Raw genomic sequence first — 16,742 nt, 5'->3', positions numbered from 1 at the left:
AAAACCGCCAAGGTGGAAGCCTTGGCGGTTTTTTTTGCTGAATCAAAAGATCGCAGCCTTCGGCAGCTCCTACATTGGATTGCGTACGCTTGTAGGAGCTGTCGAGTGAAACGAGGCTGCGATCTTTTGATCTGTTGATCTTTATTGCGCCGAACGCTCGGCCTTTACTTCTTCACCCAGGCAAGCCGCCGCCGTGAACAGCACGTCGGTCGACGAATTCAACGCGGTTTCCGCCGAGTCCTGCAGCACGCCGATGATGAAACCGACCGCCACCACCTGCATGGCGATTTCGCTCGGGATGCCGAACAGGCTGCACGCCAGAGGGATCAGCAGCAGCGAACCGCCTGCCACGCCAGAAGCGCCACAGGCGCAGACCGCCGCGACGACGCTCAGCAGAATGGCCGTCGGAATGTCCACGGCAATGCCCATTGTGTGCACCGCTGCCAGGGTCAGTACGGTGATGGTGATCGACGCACCGGCCATGTTGATGGTCGCACCCAGGGGGATCGACACGGAGTAAGTGTCTTCGTGCAGACCCAGGCGCTTGCTCAGCTCCAGGTTGACCGGAATGTTCGCTGCGGAACTGCGGGTGAAGAATGCGGTGATACCGCTTTCGCGCAGGCACATCAAGGTCAGTGGATACGGGTTGCGGCGCAGTTTCCAGAACACGATGGCCGGGTTCATCACCAGTGCCACGAACAGCATGCAGCCCAGCAGCACGGCCAGCAGGTGCGCGTAGCCGATCAGGGCGCCGAAGCCGGAGGTGGCCAGGGTCGAGGCCACGAGGCCGAAGATCCCCAGCGGGGCAAAACGGATCACCATGCGCACGATCAGGGTCACGCCGTTGGACAGGTCGTCCAGCACCCCGCGTGTAGCCTTGCCGGCATGGCGAATGGCGATGCCCATGCCGATGGCCCAGGCCAGGATGCCGATGAAGTTGGCGTTCATCAGCGCACTGACTGGGTTGTCGACCACGCTGAGCAACAGGCTTTGCAGCACTTCGCTGATGCCGCCAGGAGCGCTAACGGCGACATCCTGGGTCGACAGCACGAGGTTCGACGGAAACATCATGCTGGCAACCACCGCGACCACGGCGGCCGCGAATGTGCCCAGCAGGTACAGGAACAGGATCGGCCGGATGTGGGTTTCCTGACCGTGCTTGTGGTTGGCGATGGACGCCATGACCAGGATGAACACCAGGATGGGTGCGACAGCCTTCAGCGCCGAGACGAAGACCTTGCCGATGAAGGCCGTGGACTTCGCCGCTTCAGGCGCCATCAGGGCCAGGGCAATGCCGGCGATCAGGCCGATGAGGATCTGCGTGACCAGGCTCATGCGATTGAGGCGTTGCAATAGAGAAGGGGATGAATCGCTCATAAAACGGCATCTCTGATTTTTTATAAATGCATGGTTTCGCAGGTTTGCAGCAAGAAACAAGACAGGCCGCAGGCGGGAAACCGAAAGGGGGAGCACGTGGCTAATGCCAGCGCTGATCCCTGTGGCGAGGGAGCTTGCTCCCGCTGGCCTGCGCAGCAGGCCCATTTGTTGGGGGCGCTTCGCTGCCCAGCGGGAGCAAGCGCCCTCGCCACAAGGGCGCGGACTTTATCACAGCGTTGTACAGATACTTCAGTCCTGTGACGATCTGCCACTCGGCGCTTAAACGCGATTTGCAGGTTCGTGCAACCCTGATCCGAAACACTCTGTTAAGCTTCGCCATCCTCATTTTCATGTCTGCCAGTGAGCCTTCGGGCTAGCACTGGTGTCGTCGTTTTTCTGGAGTTTTGCATGCTGTTGCCCGTTTTTCTGCTGTCGGCCGCCGGTTTTACGGTGCTGACCACGGAGTTCATCATCGTCGGCCTGTTGCCGGCCATCGCCCGAGACCTCGACGTCAGCATCCCGCAAGCGGGGTTGTTGGTGACCCTGTTCGCCTTCACGGTCGCCGCATTCGGTCCGTTCCTCACGGCGTACTTCGCCCGTTTCGAGCGGCGCAAGCTATTCATCTCAGTGCTGATCATGTTTGGCCTGGCCAACACGCTCGCCGCAATGGCGCCGAACATCTGGGTGATGGCCTTTGCCCGGTTGGTCCCAGCCTTGGGCTTGCCGGTGTTCTGGGCGTTGGCCAGTGAAACGGCGGTGGACATCGTCGGGCCGGACTACGCCGGGCGCGCCATCGCCAAGATCGGTTTCGGCATTGTCTGCGCCACGGTGTTCGGCATTCCCGTGGGCACGCTGATTTCCGATGCCTTCGGCTGGCGCAGTGCTTTCGCCATTCTCGCGTTCATCGCCTTTGCCAAGGCGCTGCTGCTGTTTATCTACTTGCCCAAAACCAACCTGCATCAGCATCAGGTCAGCTTCCGCTCGCAATTCAAGATCCTGCACAGCCCTTTAATGGTCGGGCATGTACTGCTGTCGATCATCGTGTTCAGCGGCATGTTCACCGCTTACACCTATCTGGCAGACATCCTTGAGCGCCTGGCCGGTCTCGACGGCACGGTGGTCGGCTGGTGCCTGATGGGCTTCGGCGCGGTGGGGCTGATCGGTAACTCCTTGGGCGGTCGCGCGGTGGATCGCCATCCGCTGGTGGCTTCGATGATGTTCTGCGCCTTCATGATCGCCGGACTGGTGGCGCTGGTACCAAACATTCACTCGCCCTACGGGTTGGCGGCAGCGATGGGCATCTGGGGCATTACCCAGGCCGCGCTGTTCCTGGTCAGTCACGTGCGCCTGATGAAAGCCGCGCCCGAAGCGCCGGCGTTCGCCGCGTCGCTGAACATCGCCGGGGCCAATCTCGGGATCGGCCTGGGCGCCATGATCGGCGGTCGGGTGATCGACAGCGTCGGCCTACAGGGGCTGGGATTCGCCGCTGCCGGATTGATCCTGGCCTCGATCCTGCTGGCCATCGCGCTGATGACCTTCAAGCCTCGGGAAGTCGTCACAGCGCTGTAAACAGCTCGCGTCGGGCACCTTCGGTAATCGCGACAATGCCGGGGTGCTTGACCTTGCGCTCCACCGAAATGGCGTAGAACGACTCGCTCACCGCGTCGGTCTGGCCAATCACCTCCACGCCCAGTTGGCGCTTCACTTCGTCGGCGATCACGCTGGGGCCGATGAAAATGCCGCTGCCGGATTGGCCGAAGGCCTGCATCAAGGCACTGTCATCGAACTCGCCGACGATTTGCGGCTGGATCTGCTGTTCGGCGAACCAGCGCTGCAAGCGGCTGCGCACCACGGTTTCCGGCCCGGGAATCAACAGCGGTGCGCCGTGCAGGCTGCGAGGAAAGTCCTGGCCATAGTGTGCCGCCAATTCGGCGGTCGCGAAGAAACTGATCCCGCATTCACCGAGTTTCTGGCTGTAACCCTTGATGTCCAGGTGCGATGGCATCGGGCTGTCGGAAATCACCAGGTCCAGGCGTTGGATGGCCAGGTCGGCCAGCAACCGTTCGAGTTTGTCTTCACGACAGGTAATGCGCAGCGGTTCGCTCAATTCCATGGTCGGCGCGATCAGGCGATAGACGATGGATTTGGGCACTACGTCGGCTACGCCCACCCGAAACAGAATCTGCTGTTCATTGGGTTGGGCGCGCAGCATCAACTCCAGCTCGCCACCCAGCTGAAACATCTGTTCGGCATAGGGCAAGGTCTGGCGCCCGGCTTCGGTGAGTTCCAGTTGCCGCCCAACCCGGCGAAACAACTCGATGCCGTAGGTTTGTTCGAACAATGAAATCTGTCCGCTGATGGTCTGCGGCGTCAGGTTCAACTGCTCGCAGGCACGCACGATGCTGCCGGTTTTGGCCACCACCCAGAAGTAATGCAGTTGTCGGTAATTCAACATGTTGGTGAAGTCCCCTCGGTTCACATCATCTATGTAGGAGCTGCCGCAGGCTGCGATCTTTTGATTTTTAAAAGCAGGATCAAAAGATCGCAGCCTGCGGCAGCTCCTACACAGAGCGATCTGCGTATAGAGATCTGAATTCGTAAAAACCGAAGTATAACCGCTGAAAATACGAATTTTCCTGAAGTGTCCATCTCCATAGAATGCGTCGCTATCAACGGGTCATCGTTGCGGTCCGTTCGTTCTATCGAGGAAAACATCATGAAGCTTAAAACCACGGCCCTGCTGATTGCGTCTTTACTGGTGTTGGCCGGTTGTGACCAGGCGGAGAAAAGCGCTCAGCAACTGATGGGCAAGGCGGCCGAGAGTGCCAAGCAAGCCATCGACGACACCCACAAGGCCGCCGAGCAAGCACTCAGTGACGCCACCAGCGGTTTGATCAGCAAGAAAGAATCATCGGAAAAAGATGCGGAAAAAACCGAATCTTCCTCCCAGGAAATCTAAACCGTCTTACAGCGAGTCAGGACTGACCCATGGAATACCTTTTACAGCTAGCCGCCAGCCCCACCGCATGGATCGCTTTGGCCACTCTGGTGGTGATGGAGATCGTGCTCGGTATCGATAACCTGATCTTCATCTCGATCCTGACCAACAAACTGCCCGAGCAGCACCGGCAGAAGGCACGGCGTATCGGTATCGGTATGGCGCTGATCCTGCGTCTGGGCTTGCTGAGCACCATCGCGTTCATCGTCCAGTTGACGGAGCCTGTGATCGAGGTTTTCGGCCAAGCGTTCTCCTGGAAGGACATGATCCTGATCGCCGGCGGCCTGTTCCTGTTGTGGAAAGCCACCACGGAAATCCATCACAGCATGGACCCGTCGCCGGAAGATCCAACGTCGAAAACCTCGACCGTGACCCTGGGCTTTGCTGCCGCGATCGGCCAGATCCTGATGCTGGATATGGTGTTCTCCATCGACAGCATCATTACCGCTGTCGGCATGACCGAGCATTTGCCGATCATGATCATCGCGGTGGTGGTGTCGGTGTTGGTGATGTTGCTGGCGGCTGATCCGCTGGCCAAGTTCATCAATGACAACCCGACGGTCGTCATGTTGGCCCTGGGCTTCTTGATCATGATCGGCATGACGCTGATCGCTGAAGGCTTCGGTGCCCACGTGCCCAAAGGCTACGTCTATGCGGCGATGGCGTTCTCGGCTGCGATTGAGGTGTTGAACATGATGTCCCGTCGGGCCAAACAGAAACGCCTGGCCGCCGAGGTCTAACAGCCGCCTGAACTCACAGTAGGAGCTGCCGCAGGCTGCGATCTTTTGATCTTGTTTTTTAAAAATCAAAGTCAAAAGATCGCAGCCTGCGGCAGCTCCTACAGGAGGGCAGGCGTTTTGGTTTTTGGGTGTCAGTGAGCGTTGACGTGACGGGCAGGGGGCTCGGAGGTTTTTTCCGGTTGTACAGGATGATGGTGGCGGCGAGCGATTCGCAGAACGCCCCACAACATGGCGGCGGCGACGGCCAACCAGCTGAACACCAACATCACGATCGTCATTGCCAGGCTCATCAGTGCCTCCTCTTTGCCCTGCGGCGGGCGCACACGCTTTGCAAGTGACAGTCTAGCCGCTGACGTGTTGCAGGCTATTGACCAAAGGTCGACTGCAACCAACCAGTTCGCTCTATAGAGCGCCATCAACTACCGGTTAAGGCTATACCGCCGCTGCGCGGCATCCTATGATCGACGGCCAAGCCGGGAAGCGGATTGCCTGGCGTCTGACCAAGAGAGTGATGATGGTGCGGGTAATTTCTCGAATTCTATCGGTAGCAGTGATTGCGGGGTGTGTTGCCGGGCTGTCCGGGTGTGCAGGAAACGTTGCGCCGCAGATCAAGCGTCTGCCGGAGCGGGTCGAACTCACGGGCCGGTTCTATCGCGGCGTGGCCAATCAAAGCGGGCCGCAAGTGCTGGCGAGCCTGTTGTCCCAGCAAGGCATCGTGATCACTCCGGGTTTGCTCGACAAACCGCTGCATTTGCCGGGCGCGGAGGCCCAGCTGCAACAAAACATGCAGAACCTGGCCCGTGAGTACGGAATGATGGTCTATCCCCTGGACAGCGATCTGCCTGCCCTGTTGACTCAGGTGGCAGCGGGTTATCCGGTGATGGTGCGCTTTACCGAGGGTTCCGCACTCTGGGCTGAACCGCGTTATGCCATTTTGTCCGGCTACAACCGTCAGAAGCAGACGGTGCTGTTGCGTGCCGGCATGGAGCAGCGGGTATTGATGAGCTTCAGCTCGTTCGAATCGGCTTTCAAGGATGCCGGTGGCTGGGCAGTGTTGATTCAGGCACCGACGCAAATTCCGGCCGAAGTCGATCGGCAGCGCTGGCTCAAGGCGGCGAACGATCTGGCGCAGGCGGGTCAAGAGCAGGCGGCGGCGCAGGCCAAAAAGGCCTTGAGCGCACAGTAAGGCCGTTCGTCATCTGCCGGGCACAGCACGGCGCTGCAGGTATCTGATAGATAGGGCCCGGATGTATCGGGCCGCGATCAGGAGGCGTCCATGGCACATTCCAATACCCCGTCCGGCCCGCACTCGTCTGAACATTCGTCTGGCGACGAGTTGGGCTTCGACCCCGATTCGCCGGACGTTGCCGACCCGCAGGTCGATCCTGTGGGTCCAGCCAAGGCGCCGCTGGACGTAAAACCGGGTGACAATCCCAAGGCTCCGGCAAAGCCCTATGACCCACTCGGCAATCTGAAACCCTAGGTTGCATGGAGGTGTGTATGTCTACCGACTCAAGCTTCAACGACAAACGTCCGGAAAACGTCCCGACAACGCCTGAAGAGAGCATCGATCCGGTGATGGATCCGGACAGCCCACTGAGAGATCCGCTGGCTCGGCCAGTCGTGACGCCAGTGGAGCCTGCGCGAGGTTGGCAAGACCCCAGCAAAGGGGATGGCATTCCCGATGACGACCAGATGCCGCTGCCTAATGACTGATCGCTGACGAAAAAAAGCCCCGAATGTTCGGGGCTTTTTCATGTGATTACAGCAAGACTATTTCGACGCCTCAACCACACTGCTCTGGCGGTGCTTGATGTTCTTATCCGATTTGTACTGCATGGCTGCAGACGCTACGTTGGCGCTTTTGCCGGTTTCGACCCAGTTGCGGATGCGCGTGGCATCGGCAAAATGTGTGTACTTGCCATATGCGTCAAGGAGCACCAGGGCAACCGGACGGTCACTCATCCGGGTCACCAGTACCAGGCAGTGTCCTGCATCGTTGGTGAAACCGGTTTTCGTCAATTGAATATCCCAATCCGGTTTACGGACCAAATGGTCGGTGTTGCGAAAGGCCAGGCTGTAGTTGGGTTTGCGGAACGCGACGATTTTTTCCTTGGTCGTGCTCAGCTCTGTCAGCATTGGGTATTTGTGCGCAGCGATCAGCAGTTTGCTCAGGTCGCGGGCGGTAGACACGTTGCGCGGCGACAGACCGGTCGGCTCAACGAAATGGGTACTGGTCATGCCCAGCGCCTTGGCTTTAGCGTTCATCGCAGCGATGAACGCGGCATATCCGCCCGGATAGTGGTGGGCCAGACTCGCGGCGGCGCGGTTCTCGGAGGACATCAGCGCAATCAGCAGCATTTCCCGACGCGGCATTTCGCTGTTGAGTTTGACCCGGGAAAACACGCCTTTCATTTCCGGGGTGTCACTGATGTTGATGTTGATGTACTCGTCCATGTTCTGCTTGGCTTCAACCACGACGAGGCCGGTCATCAACTTGCTGACCGAAGCGATGGGGGCAATCCTGTCTGGGTTGCTGGCATAGATGATTTTGTTGGTCTGCAGATCCAGCAGCAATGCACTGCGCGAAGCGATCTTGAGTTGCGAGGCGTCTCGAGGCGCGGCGGTGGTTTCGCCTGCGCTGGCAATTGGCGTGATGAAAGTCCCTGTAACTGCAAAAAATAGGCTCAGGATGGAAAGACGGATTTTCACGCTGGCAGACTCATAAAGTGTTGATACGCCGTTATGTAACGGGCTATTTCTTAAAAAGCGCGACATTCTGGAGTATGGCTGAATAACTGTCGATGGTTGTTCGAGGGGGGCGTGAAAGTCCCCGGAAACATGAAAAAAAAGTCATTTTCCGGCGGATGGTCGATCCTTTTCCAAAGGCAAAAAAGAACCCCGCCATGGGCGGGGTTTCTAGAGTCACTGGCTACCTTGGCAACAAGGTTCAGCTGTGCAGGGTTTCGGCTGCATACAGGGTGTTTTCCAGCAGGCACGCGCGGGTCATCGGGCCGACGCCACCTGGTACTGGAGTGATCCAGCCGGCGCGGGGCAGGGCGGTTTCGTAGATGACGTCACCGACCAGTTTGCCGTCGTCCTGGCGGTTGATGCCCACGTCGATCACGATCGCGCCTTCCTTGATCCACTCGCCCTTGACCAGGCCAGGCTTGCCGGCAGCGACGACCACCAGGTCGGCACGACCGACGTGGCCGGCCAGATCCTTGGTGAAACGGTGGGTGACGGTCACGGTGCAACCGGCGAGCAGCAGCTCCATCGCCATCGGACGACCAACAATGTTGGAGGCGCCGACAACCACGGCGTCCATCCCGTACAGATCGACACCGGTGCTTTCCAGCAGAGTCATGATGCCTTTAGGCGTGCATGGGCGCAGTAGCGGAATGCGTTGAGCCAGACGGCCGACGTTATAAGGATGGAAACCATCGACGTCTTTGTCCGGGCGAATGCGCTCCAGCAGTTTGGACGCGTCCAGGTGCTCGGGCAGAGGGAGTTGCAACAGGACGCCGTCAATCGCCGGATCGTCATTGAGGCGATCGATCAGCTCGGTCAGCGCTTCTTGAGTGGTGTCGGAAGGCAGGTCATAGGCTTGGGAAAGGAAGCCGACCTCTTCACAGTCTTTACGCTTGTGCGAGACATAAACCTGAGAGGCGGGATCGCTGCCGACCAGGATCACCGCGAGGCCTGGCGTACGCAAGCCTTGCTGGCGACGCTCGGTGACGCGTTGGGCGATCTGCTGGCGCAGGCTGGCGGCGATCGATTTGCCGTCGATTAGTTGTGCAGTCATTGCGCGTGATTAACCATCGAGAGGGGAAAAAAAGAGAGCGCATTCTCGCATGTCATGCGGTGAGGGCAAAGGCGCTTGGTCTGTAAATTCCCCTAAGCCCTTTAATTAAATGAATTTTTTTCAAAAAGGATTTGACGACCTTTAGGGGGCTCTATACTATTCGTCGCACTTGTCGGGCACAGCCTAGCACTGGTTAAGAAGGTCAAGCGGAATCAAGGTTCTGCAAGGCTGGAAAGCATTTAGTTTGTAGTCCTTCAAGGGTACAGATTAATAAGGCGCCCGTAGCTCAGCTGGATAGAGCATCCGCCTTCTAAGCGGATGGTCGCAGGTTCGAGTCCTGCCGGGTGCGCCATTAGGCAGCTTTGGCACAAGTAGCGCGATATGGTGGGCGTAGCTCAGTTGGTAGAGCACGGGATTGTGACTCCCGTTGTCGTGGGTTCGATCCCCATCGTCCACCCCATATTTCGAAAGGCGCCAGATTTAACGGTCTGGCGCCTTTGCTTTAAAAGCTTCAAGTCGCGGATGTGGTGGAATTGGTAGACACACTGGATTTAGGTTCCAGCGCCGCGAGGCGTAAGAGTTCGAGTCTCTTCATCCGCACCAAATAAAGCTTTAGACGTGTCAAATGACATGGCTGGGGCTCACAAAGAAGTTGTTTGACTTCTTTGGCACGCAATATGGTGGGCGTAGCTCAGTTGGTAGAGCACGGGATTGTGACTCCCGTTGTCGTGGGTTCGATCCCCATCGTCCACCCCATATTCCGAAAGGCGCCAGATTTAATAGTCTGGCGCCTTTTTTGTTTCAGTGGTTCGAATTTCGGCGACTGCTGGTTTCGGGGTCGCAGGGCGGGGTGTTTCGTCGAATTTATGTTTCCCGATGATGCCGCGCTGTCCGCCGGCTTGCTCGCAAGCTCGGCTGCCAGGGAGATGGTTGGCAACCGCTTCTATATATAGAAAGGTTGGCGCAGAGCCCTGGCATGATTGGCTGTTTTCGCCACAGGGGCGAGGTGCATTCGTGCATTCGCACCTATAAATTGCCTGCTGCGTTTTTACCCGTTTTCAGTAGGGTGACTTCTTGAGTTTGACCCACTAGAATGCATGCCCTTGATTCTGGGGTCGGAAACGGCCGGCTAACGTCTGTGCAACGAGGAATATCCATGCAAGTTTCTGTTGAAAATACTTCTGCTCTTGAGCGCCGCATGAGCATCACCGTGCCGGCTGAGCGCATCGAGACTCAGGTCAACAAGCGTCTGCAACAGACCGCCCAAAAGGCCAAGATTGCTGGCTTCCGTCCAGGCAAAGTGCCAATGAGCGAAATCAAGCGTCGTTTCGGCGCTGAAGCTCGCCAGGAAGCTGTGGGCGACGTGATCCAGTCTTCCTTCTACGAAGCTGTTGTCGAGCAGAAGCTGAACCCGGCTGGTTCGCCGTCGATCGAGCCAAAATCCCTGGAAGCGGGCAAGGACCTGGAATACGTAGCCGTATTCGAAGTGTTCCCTGAGTTCACCGTTGCCGGTTTCGAAGGTATCACCGTCGAGCGCCTGAGCGCTGACGTGAGCGATGCCGATCTGGATAAGATGCTGGACATCCTGCGCAAGCAGAACACCCGTTTTGAAGTAGCCGATCGTGCTGCCCAGAACGAAGATCAACTGAACATCGATTTCGTCGGCAAGGTTGACGGTGAAGTGTTCGCTGGCGGTTCCGCCAAGGGTACTCAGCTGGTGCTGGGTTCCGGCCGCATGATCCCTGGCTTCGAAGATGGCTTGGTTGGCGCCAAGGCTGGTGAAGAGCGCGTTCTGAATCTGACCTTCCCTGAGGACTATCAGAATCTGGACCTGGCTGGCAAAACCGCTGAGTTCACCGTGACCGTGAACACTGTTTCCGAGCCAAAACTGCCAGAGCTGAACGAAGAGTTCTTCGCTCAATTCGGCATCAAGGAAACCGGTCTGGAAGGCTTCCGCGCCGAAGTTCGCAAGAACATGGAGCGCGAGCTGCGCCAGGCGATCAAATCCAAGGTCAAGAATCAGGTAATGGACGGTCTGCTGGCCACCAACCCGATCGAAGTGCCAAAAGCCCTGCTGTCCAACGAAGTTGACCGTCTGCGCGTGCAGGCCGTTCAGCAGTTCGGTGGCAACATCAAGCCTGACCAGCTGCCAGCCGAGCTGTTCGAAGAGCAAGCCAAGCGCCGTGTTGTCCTGGGTCTGATCGTGGCTGAAGTGGTCAAGCAATTCGACCTCAAGCCTGACGAAGCTCGCGTTCGCGAAATGATTCAGGAGATGGCTTCGGCTTATCAGGAGCCTGAGCAGGTTGTGTCCTGGTACTACAAGAACGACCAGCAATTGAACGAAGTTCGTTCGGTTGTGCTGGAAGAACAAGTTGTGGATACTGTTCTGCAGAAAGCTAGCGTGACCGACAAATCGGTCTCTTACGAAGAAGCGGTCAAGCCGGTGGAAGCTCCACAAGCCGACTAAATTGTTTTTGCGTTAGAAGAACACACCATAAGCCAGCCTTCGAGCTGGCTTATGCGTATTCAAGACATAACTTTTGGGAGTGACTGCAGAGCATGTTCCGTAATTCTTATATTCAGCAGAACTCTGATATCCAGGCCGCAGGCGGCTTGGTCCCGATGGTTGTCGAGCAGTCTGCTCGTGGCGAACGCGCCTACGACATTTACTCGCGTCTTCTCAAGGAGCGGGTGATCTTTCTGGTGGGTCCGGTAGAGGACTACATGGCCAACCTGATTTGCGCGCAATTGCTGTTCCTTGAAGCGGAAAACCCAGACAAGGACATCCATCTTTACATCAACTCCCCGGGTGGTTCGGTGACGGCGGGCATGTCGATCTATGACACCATGCAGTTCATCAAGCCAAACGTTTCGACCACCTGTATCGGTCAGGCCTGCAGCATGGGCGCGTTTCTGCTGACGGCCGGTGCTCCTGGCAAGCGTTACTGCCTGCCGAACTCGCGTGTGATGATTCACCAGCCACTGGGCGGTTTCCAGGGCCAGGCATCGGACATCGAAATCCATGCCAAGGAAATCCTCTTCATTCGTGAGCGCCTCAACACGCTGATGGCCAAGCACAGTGGTCGCACCCTTGAAGAAATCGAGCGCGATACCAATCGCGATAATTTCATGAGTGCAGAAGCCGCGCGTGAGTATGGGTTGATCGATGAAGTGATCACCCAGCGCCCTGCTTAAAATAAGCAGCTCAAAATAAGGCTGGTCGGCTGGTCCGATCATCGGCGGGCTTGAAAAAGCCCGCAATAGCCTTCATCTTGTGTTGCAAGCCTATCGGATTTGGATCGAACGAATGACTGACACCCGCAACGGCGAGGACAACGGCAAGCTGCTCTATTGCTCCTTCTGTGGCAAAAGCCAGCATGAAGTACGCAAATTGATTGCCGGCCCCTCGGTCTTTATCTGCGACGAGTGCGTTGACCTGTGCAATGACATCATCCGTGAGGAGGTGCAAGAAGCCCAGGCCGAGAGCAGCGCGCATAAATTGCCTTCGCCTAAAGAAATCAGCGGCATCCTTGATCAGTATGTGATTGGTCAGGAGCGTGCGAAAAAGGTTCTGGCCGTAGCGGTGTATAACCACTACAAGCGCCTGAACCAGCGTGACAAAAAGAATGACGACGTCGAACTCGGCAAGAGCAACATCTTGCTGATCGGCCCGACAGGCTCGGGTAAAACCCTGCTTGCCGAAACACTGGCCCGCTTGCTGAACGTTCCGTTCACCATTGCCGACGCAACCACCCTCACCGAGGCGGGTTACGTGGGTGAGGATGTCGAGAACATCATTCAGAAGCTGCTGCAGAAGTGCGATTACGACGTGGAAAAGGCCCAGATGGGCATTGTCTACATCGACGAGATCGACAAGATCTCCCGCAAGTCTGACAACCCGTCGATCACCCGGGACGTTTCCGGTGAAGGCGTGCAGCAGGCCCTGCTCAAGTTGATCGAAGGCACGGTCGCTTCCGTTCCGCCTCAAGGTGGTCGCAAGCATCCGCAGCAGGAATTCCTTCAGGTTGATACCCGTAACATCCTGTTCATCTGCGGTGGCGCCTTCTCTGGTCTGGAAAAGGTTATTCAGAACCGTTCCACCAAGGGTGGCATTGGTTTCAGCGCAGAAGTTCGCAGCAAGGAAGAAGGCAAGAAAGTCGGTGAGTCCCTGCGTGAAGTCGAGCCTGATGATCTGGTCAAGTTCGGTCTGATCCCGGAATTCGTCGGTCGTCTGCCGGTCCTGGCAACGCTGGACGAGCTGGATGAGGCTGCTCTGATGCAGATCCTCACCGAGCCGAAAAATGCGTTGACCAAACAATATGCCAAATTGTTCGAGATGGAAGACGTGGACCTGGAATTCCGGGCCGATGCGCTGAAGGCTGTCGCCAAGCGTGCGCTGGAACGTAAAACCGGTGCTCGTGGGCTGCGCTCCATTCTTGAAGGTGTACTGCTCGACACTATGTATGAAATCCCCTCGCAGTCCGAGGTGAGTAAAGTAGTGATCGACGAAAGCGTTATAGAAGGCAAGTCCAAGCCACTGTATATCTATGAAAACAGTGAGCCTGCTGCCAAGGCCGCGCCAGACGCCTAAGCGTCACGCAGCCGGTACAAAGAAGGGGCCTTCGGGCCCCTTTGCTTTTGTAGGCGCGAGGCTAGCGCGCGAAAGCGGCCGGCACTGTCTGTTATCTGATGCGACCGCGAAATCGGGTCGCAATCGGACAATCTTTAAAGCGGTACTTTTATCCGCTTGTTTTTTTCGAAAGTAGCCCCCATCTTGGTTTCAAGCTTACTTCCATCTGTTTCCGGCCTTGTGGCCGCCGTAGAGGCGAAATCATGAAGACAACCATCGAATTGCCTCTCCTGCCATTGCGTGATGTCGTGGTTTATCCGCACATGGTTATCCCGCTGTTCGTGGGGCGCGAGAAATCCATCGAAGCCCTTGAGGCAGCGATGACGGGCGACAAGCAGATCCTTCTGCTGGCTCAGAGAAACCCTGCTGACGACGATCCCGGTGAAGACGCACTTTATCGCGTCGGTACGATTGCTACTGTCCTGCAGCTGCTGAAGCTGCCTGACGGCACGGTCAAGGTTCTGGTCGAAGGCGAGCAGCGCGGCGCCGTGGAGCGCTTCAGCGAAGTGGATGGCCATTGCCGTGCCGAAGTTTCGTTGATCGATGAAGTCGATGCGCCAGAGCGCGAGTCGGAAGTGTTCGTTCGCAGCCTGCTGTCCCAGTTCGAACAATATGTGCAGTTGGGCAAGAAACTCCCGGCTGAAGTCCTCTCGTCGCTCAATAGCATCGATGAGCCTGGGCGCCTGGTCGATACCATGGCAGCGCATATGGCGCTGAAGATCGAGCAGAAGCAGGAAATCCTTGAAATCATCGATTTGTCGGCACGGGTCGAACACGTTCTGGCCTTGCTGGATGCCGAAATCGATCTGCTGCAAGTCGAAAAACGCATTCGCGGTCGCGTCAAAAAGCAAATGGAGCGCAGTCAGCGCGAGTACTACCTGAACGAGCAGATGAAGGCCATTCAGAAAGAGCTCGGCGACAGCGACGAAGGTCATAACGAAGTCGAAGAGCTGAAAAAGCGTATCGATGCCGCTGGCCTGCCCAAAGACGCGCTGGCCAAGGCCCAGGCTGAACTGAACAAACTCAAGCAAATGTCGCCAATGTCCGCGGAAGCGACCGTGGTGCGTTCGTACATCGACTGGCTGGTTCAGGTGCCGTGGAAGGCTCAGAGCAAGGTTCGCCTTGATCTTGCGCGTGCCGAAGACATTCTCGATGCCGACCATTATGGTCTGGAAGAAGTCAAAGAGCGGATTCTCGAATACCTCGCCGTGCAAAAACGCGTGAAGAAAATCCGTGGTCCTGTGTTGTGCCTGGTGGGGCCTCCGGGGGTGGGTAAAACCTCTCTGGCAGAGTCGATCGCCCACGCCACCAACCGCAAATTCGTGCGTATGGCGCTCGGCGGCGTACGCGATGAAGCGGAAATCCGTGGTCATCGCCGTACTTACATCGGTTCGATGCCAGGAAGATTGATTCAAAAGATGACAAAGGTGGGCGTGCGCAACCCGCTGTTCCTGCTCGACGAAATCGACAAAATGGGCAGCGACATGCGTGGCGATCCGGCATCGGCATTGCTGGAAGTGCTCGATCCAGAGCAGAACCACAACTTCAACGATCACTATCTGGAAGTCGATTACGACCTGTCGGATGTGATGTTCTTGTGCACCTCGAACTCCATGAACATTCCACCGGCGTTGCTGGACCGGATGGAAGTGATCCGTCTGCCGGGCTACACCGAAGACGAGAAAATCAACATCGCTGTCAAATACCTGTCGCCCAAGCAGATTCAGGCCAATGGCTTGAAAAAAGGCGAGCTGGAATTCGACGAGGAAGCGATTCGCGACATCATTCGCTACTACACCCGTGAAGCCGGTGTGCGTGGTCTGGAGCGCCAGATTGCCAAGGTTTGCCGCAAGGCGGTCAAAGAGCATGCGCTGGAAAAACGCTTCTCTGTGAAGGTCACGGCAGACGCGCTGGAGCACTTCCTGGGCGTGCGTAAATTCCGTTACGGCCTGGCTGAACAGCAGGACCAGATCGGGCAGGTCACTGGGTTGGCATGGACTCAGGTGGGCGGCGAATTGCTGACCATCGAAGCCGCTGTCGTGCCAGGCAAAGGCCAGTTGATCAAGACCGGTTCGCTGGGTGACGTGATGGTCGAGTCGATCACCGCAGCGTTGACGGTGGTGCGCAGCCGCGCGAAGAGCCTGGGGATCCCCCTGGACTTCCACGAGAAGCGCGACACCCATATCCACATGCCGGAAGGGGCGACGCCGAAGGATGGCCCTAGCGCCGGTGTAGGCATGTGCACGGCACTGGTATCTGCTCTGACCAGCATTCCGGTGCGTGCGGACGTGGCCATGACCGGTGAAATCACCTTGCGTGGTCAGGTATTGGCAATCGGTGGATTGAAAGAAAAACTGCTGGCTGCTCACCGGGGTGGAATCAAGACGGTGATCATTCCCGAAGAGAATGTTCGCGATCTGAAGGAAATTCCTGACAATATCAAGCAAGATCTCCAGATTAAACCGGTTAAATGGATTGACGAGGTCCTGCAAATTGCGCTGCAATACGCGCCGGAGCCCTTGCCAGATGTGGCTCCGGAGATTGTCGCGAAGGATGAAAAGCGCGAGTCCGATTCTAAGGAAAGAATTAGCACGCATTAGTACGTATTTGCCTGGGGGGCTTCCTTGACAGCTTTTTAGAGCCCTTGTTATAAAGCGGCTCTTAAGTGTCTGTAGGCCATTCAGCACTCGTTTTTGCTTTCACCAAAAAAACTTAGAATCATACTCAAATAGATAGATATAAGGGGACTTAGAGTGAACAAGTCGGAACTGATTGATGCTATCGCTGCATCCGCTGATATCCCGAAAGCTGCTGCTGGCCGTGCGCTGGACGCTGTAATCGAATCCGTCACTGGCGCTCTCAAGGCTGGCGACTCTGTTGTTCTGGTTGGTTTCGGTACCTTCTCCGTAACTGATCGTCCAGCTCGCATTGGTCGTAACCCTCAGACCGGTAAGACACTGGAAATCGCAGCAGCTAAAAAACCAGGTTTCAAAGCCGGTAAAGCACTGAAAGAAGCTGTCAACTAAGTTCGATTCAGTTTTTTGCCTATCCGGGTCGGGGTCATGCCTGACCTGGCAGCGGAGCGGTAGTCCAGTCGGCAGGTCGCCGATCCGAGACACCGAGGCTCGCAAGTTCGAGTCATCGGTCCGCTCCGCCAGTTACGAGAAGGCGCATCCTCGGATGCGCCTTTCT

General features: G+C 57.0%; 16 protein-coding genes and 4 tRNA genes. 15 read left to right on the top strand and 5 right to left on the bottom strand.

Annotated elements, in window-relative coordinates; translation table 11 throughout:
* Positions 1-141 precede the first annotated feature (141 nt).
* Entirely contained in the window at positions 142-1,377 is a 1,236-nt protein-coding gene (gene sstT / locus ABTV22_RS19545; RefSeq protein ID WP_433736133.1) for a serine/threonine transporter SstT, read from the bottom strand.
* Positions 1,378-1,785: 408 nt separating this feature from the next.
* Between sstT and ABTV22_RS19540 the strand changes: the two genes are divergently transcribed.
* The gene (locus ABTV22_RS19540; protein WP_433736132.1) at positions 1,786-2,946 is read left to right on the top strand and encodes an MFS transporter; all 1,161 of its coding nucleotides are present in this window, start codon (positions 1,786-1,788) and stop codon (positions 2,944-2,946) included.
* Here ABTV22_RS19540 and nhaR read toward each other — a convergent pair.
* On the bottom strand, positions 2,933-3,832 hold the full coding sequence (nhaR, locus tag ABTV22_RS19535; protein ID WP_433736131.1) for a transcriptional activator NhaR: 900 nt from the start codon (positions 3,830-3,832) through the stop codon (positions 2,933-2,935). The genes ABTV22_RS19540 and nhaR overlap by 14 nt on opposite strands.
* A gap of 261 nt (positions 3,833-4,093) precedes the next feature.
* On the opposite strand from nhaR, the gene ABTV22_RS19530 reads away from it, so the two are divergent.
* Positions 4,094-4,336 carry a hypothetical protein gene (locus ABTV22_RS19530; protein ID WP_433736130.1) on the top strand — a complete coding sequence of 81 codons (243 nt, stop codon included), beginning with the start codon at positions 4,094-4,096 and terminating at the stop codon, positions 4,334-4,336.
* 29 nt (positions 4,337-4,365) lie between these two features.
* Positions 4,366-5,115, top strand: a complete 750-nt coding sequence (locus ABTV22_RS19525; RefSeq protein WP_433736129.1) for a TerC family protein — start codon at positions 4,366-4,368, stop codon at positions 5,113-5,115.
* A gap of 131 nt (positions 5,116-5,246) precedes the next feature.
* Here the strand turns inward: ABTV22_RS19525 and ABTV22_RS19520 are convergent, their stop codons facing one another.
* The gene (locus ABTV22_RS19520; RefSeq protein WP_433736128.1) at positions 5,247-5,405 is read right to left on the bottom strand and encodes a hypothetical protein; all 159 of its coding nucleotides are present in this window, start codon (positions 5,403-5,405) and stop codon (positions 5,247-5,249) included.
* A gap of 167 nt (positions 5,406-5,572) precedes the next feature.
* Here ABTV22_RS19520 and ABTV22_RS19515 point away from each other — a divergent pair, with 167 nt between their 5' ends.
* The 3 genes from ABTV22_RS19515 (at position 5,573) to ABTV22_RS19505 (ending at position 6,831) form a co-directional block, all read left to right on the top strand.
* Positions 5,573-6,301, top strand: coding sequence for a peptidase C39 family protein (locus ABTV22_RS19515; RefSeq protein ID WP_433736127.1), 729 nt, complete (start codon positions 5,573-5,575; stop codon positions 6,299-6,301).
* Between the two features lie 90 nt (positions 6,302-6,391).
* The gene (locus ABTV22_RS19510) at positions 6,392-6,598 is read left to right on the top strand and encodes a DUF6021 family protein (RefSeq protein ID WP_433736126.1); all 207 of its coding nucleotides are present in this window, start codon (positions 6,392-6,394) and stop codon (positions 6,596-6,598) included.
* A gap of 17 nt (positions 6,599-6,615) precedes the next feature.
* Positions 6,616-6,831 carry a hypothetical protein gene (locus tag ABTV22_RS19505; protein ID WP_433736125.1) on the top strand — a complete coding sequence of 72 codons (216 nt, stop codon included), beginning with the start codon at positions 6,616-6,618 and terminating at the stop codon, positions 6,829-6,831.
* 57 nt (positions 6,832-6,888) lie between these two features.
* On the opposite strand, the gene pbpG is transcribed toward ABTV22_RS19505, so the two are convergent.
* Both pbpG and folD read right to left on the bottom strand, forming a co-directional pair.
* Positions 6,889-7,827, bottom strand: coding sequence for a D-alanyl-D-alanine endopeptidase (pbpG, locus tag ABTV22_RS19500; protein ID WP_433736124.1), 939 nt, complete (start codon positions 7,825-7,827; stop codon positions 6,889-6,891).
* A gap of 238 nt (positions 7,828-8,065) precedes the next feature.
* The gene (folD, locus tag ABTV22_RS19495; protein ID WP_433736123.1) at positions 8,066-8,920 is read right to left on the bottom strand and encodes a bifunctional methylenetetrahydrofolate dehydrogenase/methenyltetrahydrofolate cyclohydrolase FolD; all 855 of its coding nucleotides are present in this window, start codon (positions 8,918-8,920) and stop codon (positions 8,066-8,068) included.
* A 275-nt stretch (positions 8,921-9,195) separates the two neighbouring features.
* On the opposite strand from folD, the gene ABTV22_RS19490 reads away from it, so the two are divergent.
* The 9 genes from ABTV22_RS19490 (at position 9,196) to ABTV22_RS19450 (ending at position 16,576) form a co-directional block, all read left to right on the top strand.
* A tRNA-Arg gene (locus ABTV22_RS19490) sits at positions 9,196-9,272 on the top strand.
* A 32-nt stretch (positions 9,273-9,304) separates the two neighbouring features.
* Positions 9,305-9,380 (top strand) — tRNA-His (locus ABTV22_RS19485).
* A 58-nt stretch (positions 9,381-9,438) separates the two neighbouring features.
* Positions 9,439-9,523: transfer RNA gene (locus ABTV22_RS19480), tRNA-Leu, on the top strand.
* A gap of 77 nt (positions 9,524-9,600) precedes the next feature.
* Positions 9,601-9,676 (top strand) — tRNA-His (locus tag ABTV22_RS19475).
* Between the two features lie 400 nt (positions 9,677-10,076).
* On the top strand, positions 10,077-11,387 hold the full coding sequence (gene tig / locus ABTV22_RS19470) for a trigger factor (RefSeq protein WP_433736122.1): 1,311 nt from the start codon (positions 10,077-10,079) through the stop codon (positions 11,385-11,387).
* Between the two features lie 92 nt (positions 11,388-11,479).
* Complete coding sequence (gene clpP / locus ABTV22_RS19465; RefSeq protein ID WP_008034105.1) at positions 11,480-12,115, top strand: ATP-dependent Clp endopeptidase proteolytic subunit ClpP; 636 nt, start codon at positions 11,480-11,482, stop codon at positions 12,113-12,115.
* 112 nt (positions 12,116-12,227) lie between these two features.
* Positions 12,228-13,511 (top strand): ATP-dependent Clp protease ATP-binding subunit ClpX, encoded by a 1,284-nt coding sequence (gene clpX / locus ABTV22_RS19460; protein WP_433736121.1) that lies wholly within the window; start codon positions 12,228-12,230, stop codon positions 13,509-13,511.
* Positions 13,512-13,753: 242 nt separating this feature from the next.
* Entirely contained in the window at positions 13,754-16,150 is a 2,397-nt protein-coding gene (gene lon / locus ABTV22_RS19455; protein ID WP_433736120.1) for an endopeptidase La, read from the top strand.
* 153 nt (positions 16,151-16,303) lie between these two features.
* Positions 16,304-16,576 carry an HU family DNA-binding protein gene (locus tag ABTV22_RS19450; RefSeq protein ID WP_002552737.1) on the top strand — a complete coding sequence of 91 codons (273 nt, stop codon included), beginning with the start codon at positions 16,304-16,306 and terminating at the stop codon, positions 16,574-16,576.
* The last annotated feature ends 166 nt before the right edge of the window (positions 16,577-16,742 follow it).

Source organism: Pseudomonas putida (assembly GCF_050990305.1).
GTDB classification, from domain to species: Bacteria; Pseudomonadota; Gammaproteobacteria; order Pseudomonadales; family Pseudomonadaceae; genus Aquipseudomonas; species Aquipseudomonas putida_AH.
The sequence above is the reverse complement of the archived record's forward strand: the minus strand, read 5'-3'. Positions and strand labels throughout refer to the sequence as shown.

Bases quoted from the DNA above. Each gene is read 5' to 3' on its own strand.
- nhaR (WP_433736131.1), bottom strand. From the start codon at position 3,832: ATGTTGAATTACCGACAACTGCATTACTTCTGGGTGGTGGCCAAAACC.
- sstT (WP_433736133.1), bottom strand. From the start codon at position 1,377: ATGAGCGATTCATCCCCTTCTCTATTGCAACGCCTCAATCGCATGAGC.
- ABTV22_RS19540 (WP_433736132.1), top strand. From the start codon at position 1,786: ATGCTGTTGCCCGTTTTTCTGCTGTCGGCCGCCGGTTTTACGGTGCTG.
- ABTV22_RS19520 (WP_433736128.1), bottom strand. From the start codon at position 5,405: ATGAGCCTGGCAATGACGATCGTGATGTTGGTGTTCAGCTGGTTGGCC.
- clpP (WP_008034105.1), top strand. From the start codon at position 11,480: ATGTTCCGTAATTCTTATATTCAGCAGAACTCTGATATCCAGGCCGCA.
- tig (WP_433736122.1), top strand. From the start codon at position 10,077: ATGCAAGTTTCTGTTGAAAATACTTCTGCTCTTGAGCGCCGCATGAGC.
- lon (WP_433736120.1), top strand. From the start codon at position 13,754: ATGAAGACAACCATCGAATTGCCTCTCCTGCCATTGCGTGATGTCGTG.
- ABTV22_RS19515 (WP_433736127.1), top strand. From the start codon at position 5,573: ATGATCGACGGCCAAGCCGGGAAGCGGATTGCCTGGCGTCTGACCAAG.
- ABTV22_RS19510 (WP_433736126.1), top strand. From the start codon at position 6,392: ATGGCACATTCCAATACCCCGTCCGGCCCGCACTCGTCTGAACATTCG.
- ABTV22_RS19525 (WP_433736129.1), top strand. From the start codon at position 4,366: ATGGAATACCTTTTACAGCTAGCCGCCAGCCCCACCGCATGGATCGCT.
- clpX (WP_433736121.1), top strand. From the start codon at position 12,228: ATGACTGACACCCGCAACGGCGAGGACAACGGCAAGCTGCTCTATTGC.
- ABTV22_RS19505 (WP_433736125.1), top strand. From the start codon at position 6,616: ATGTCTACCGACTCAAGCTTCAACGACAAACGTCCGGAAAACGTCCCG.
- folD (WP_433736123.1), bottom strand. From the start codon at position 8,920: ATGACTGCACAACTAATCGACGGCAAATCGATCGCCGCCAGCCTGCGC.
- ABTV22_RS19530 (WP_433736130.1), top strand. From the start codon at position 4,094: ATGAAGCTTAAAACCACGGCCCTGCTGATTGCGTCTTTACTGGTGTTG.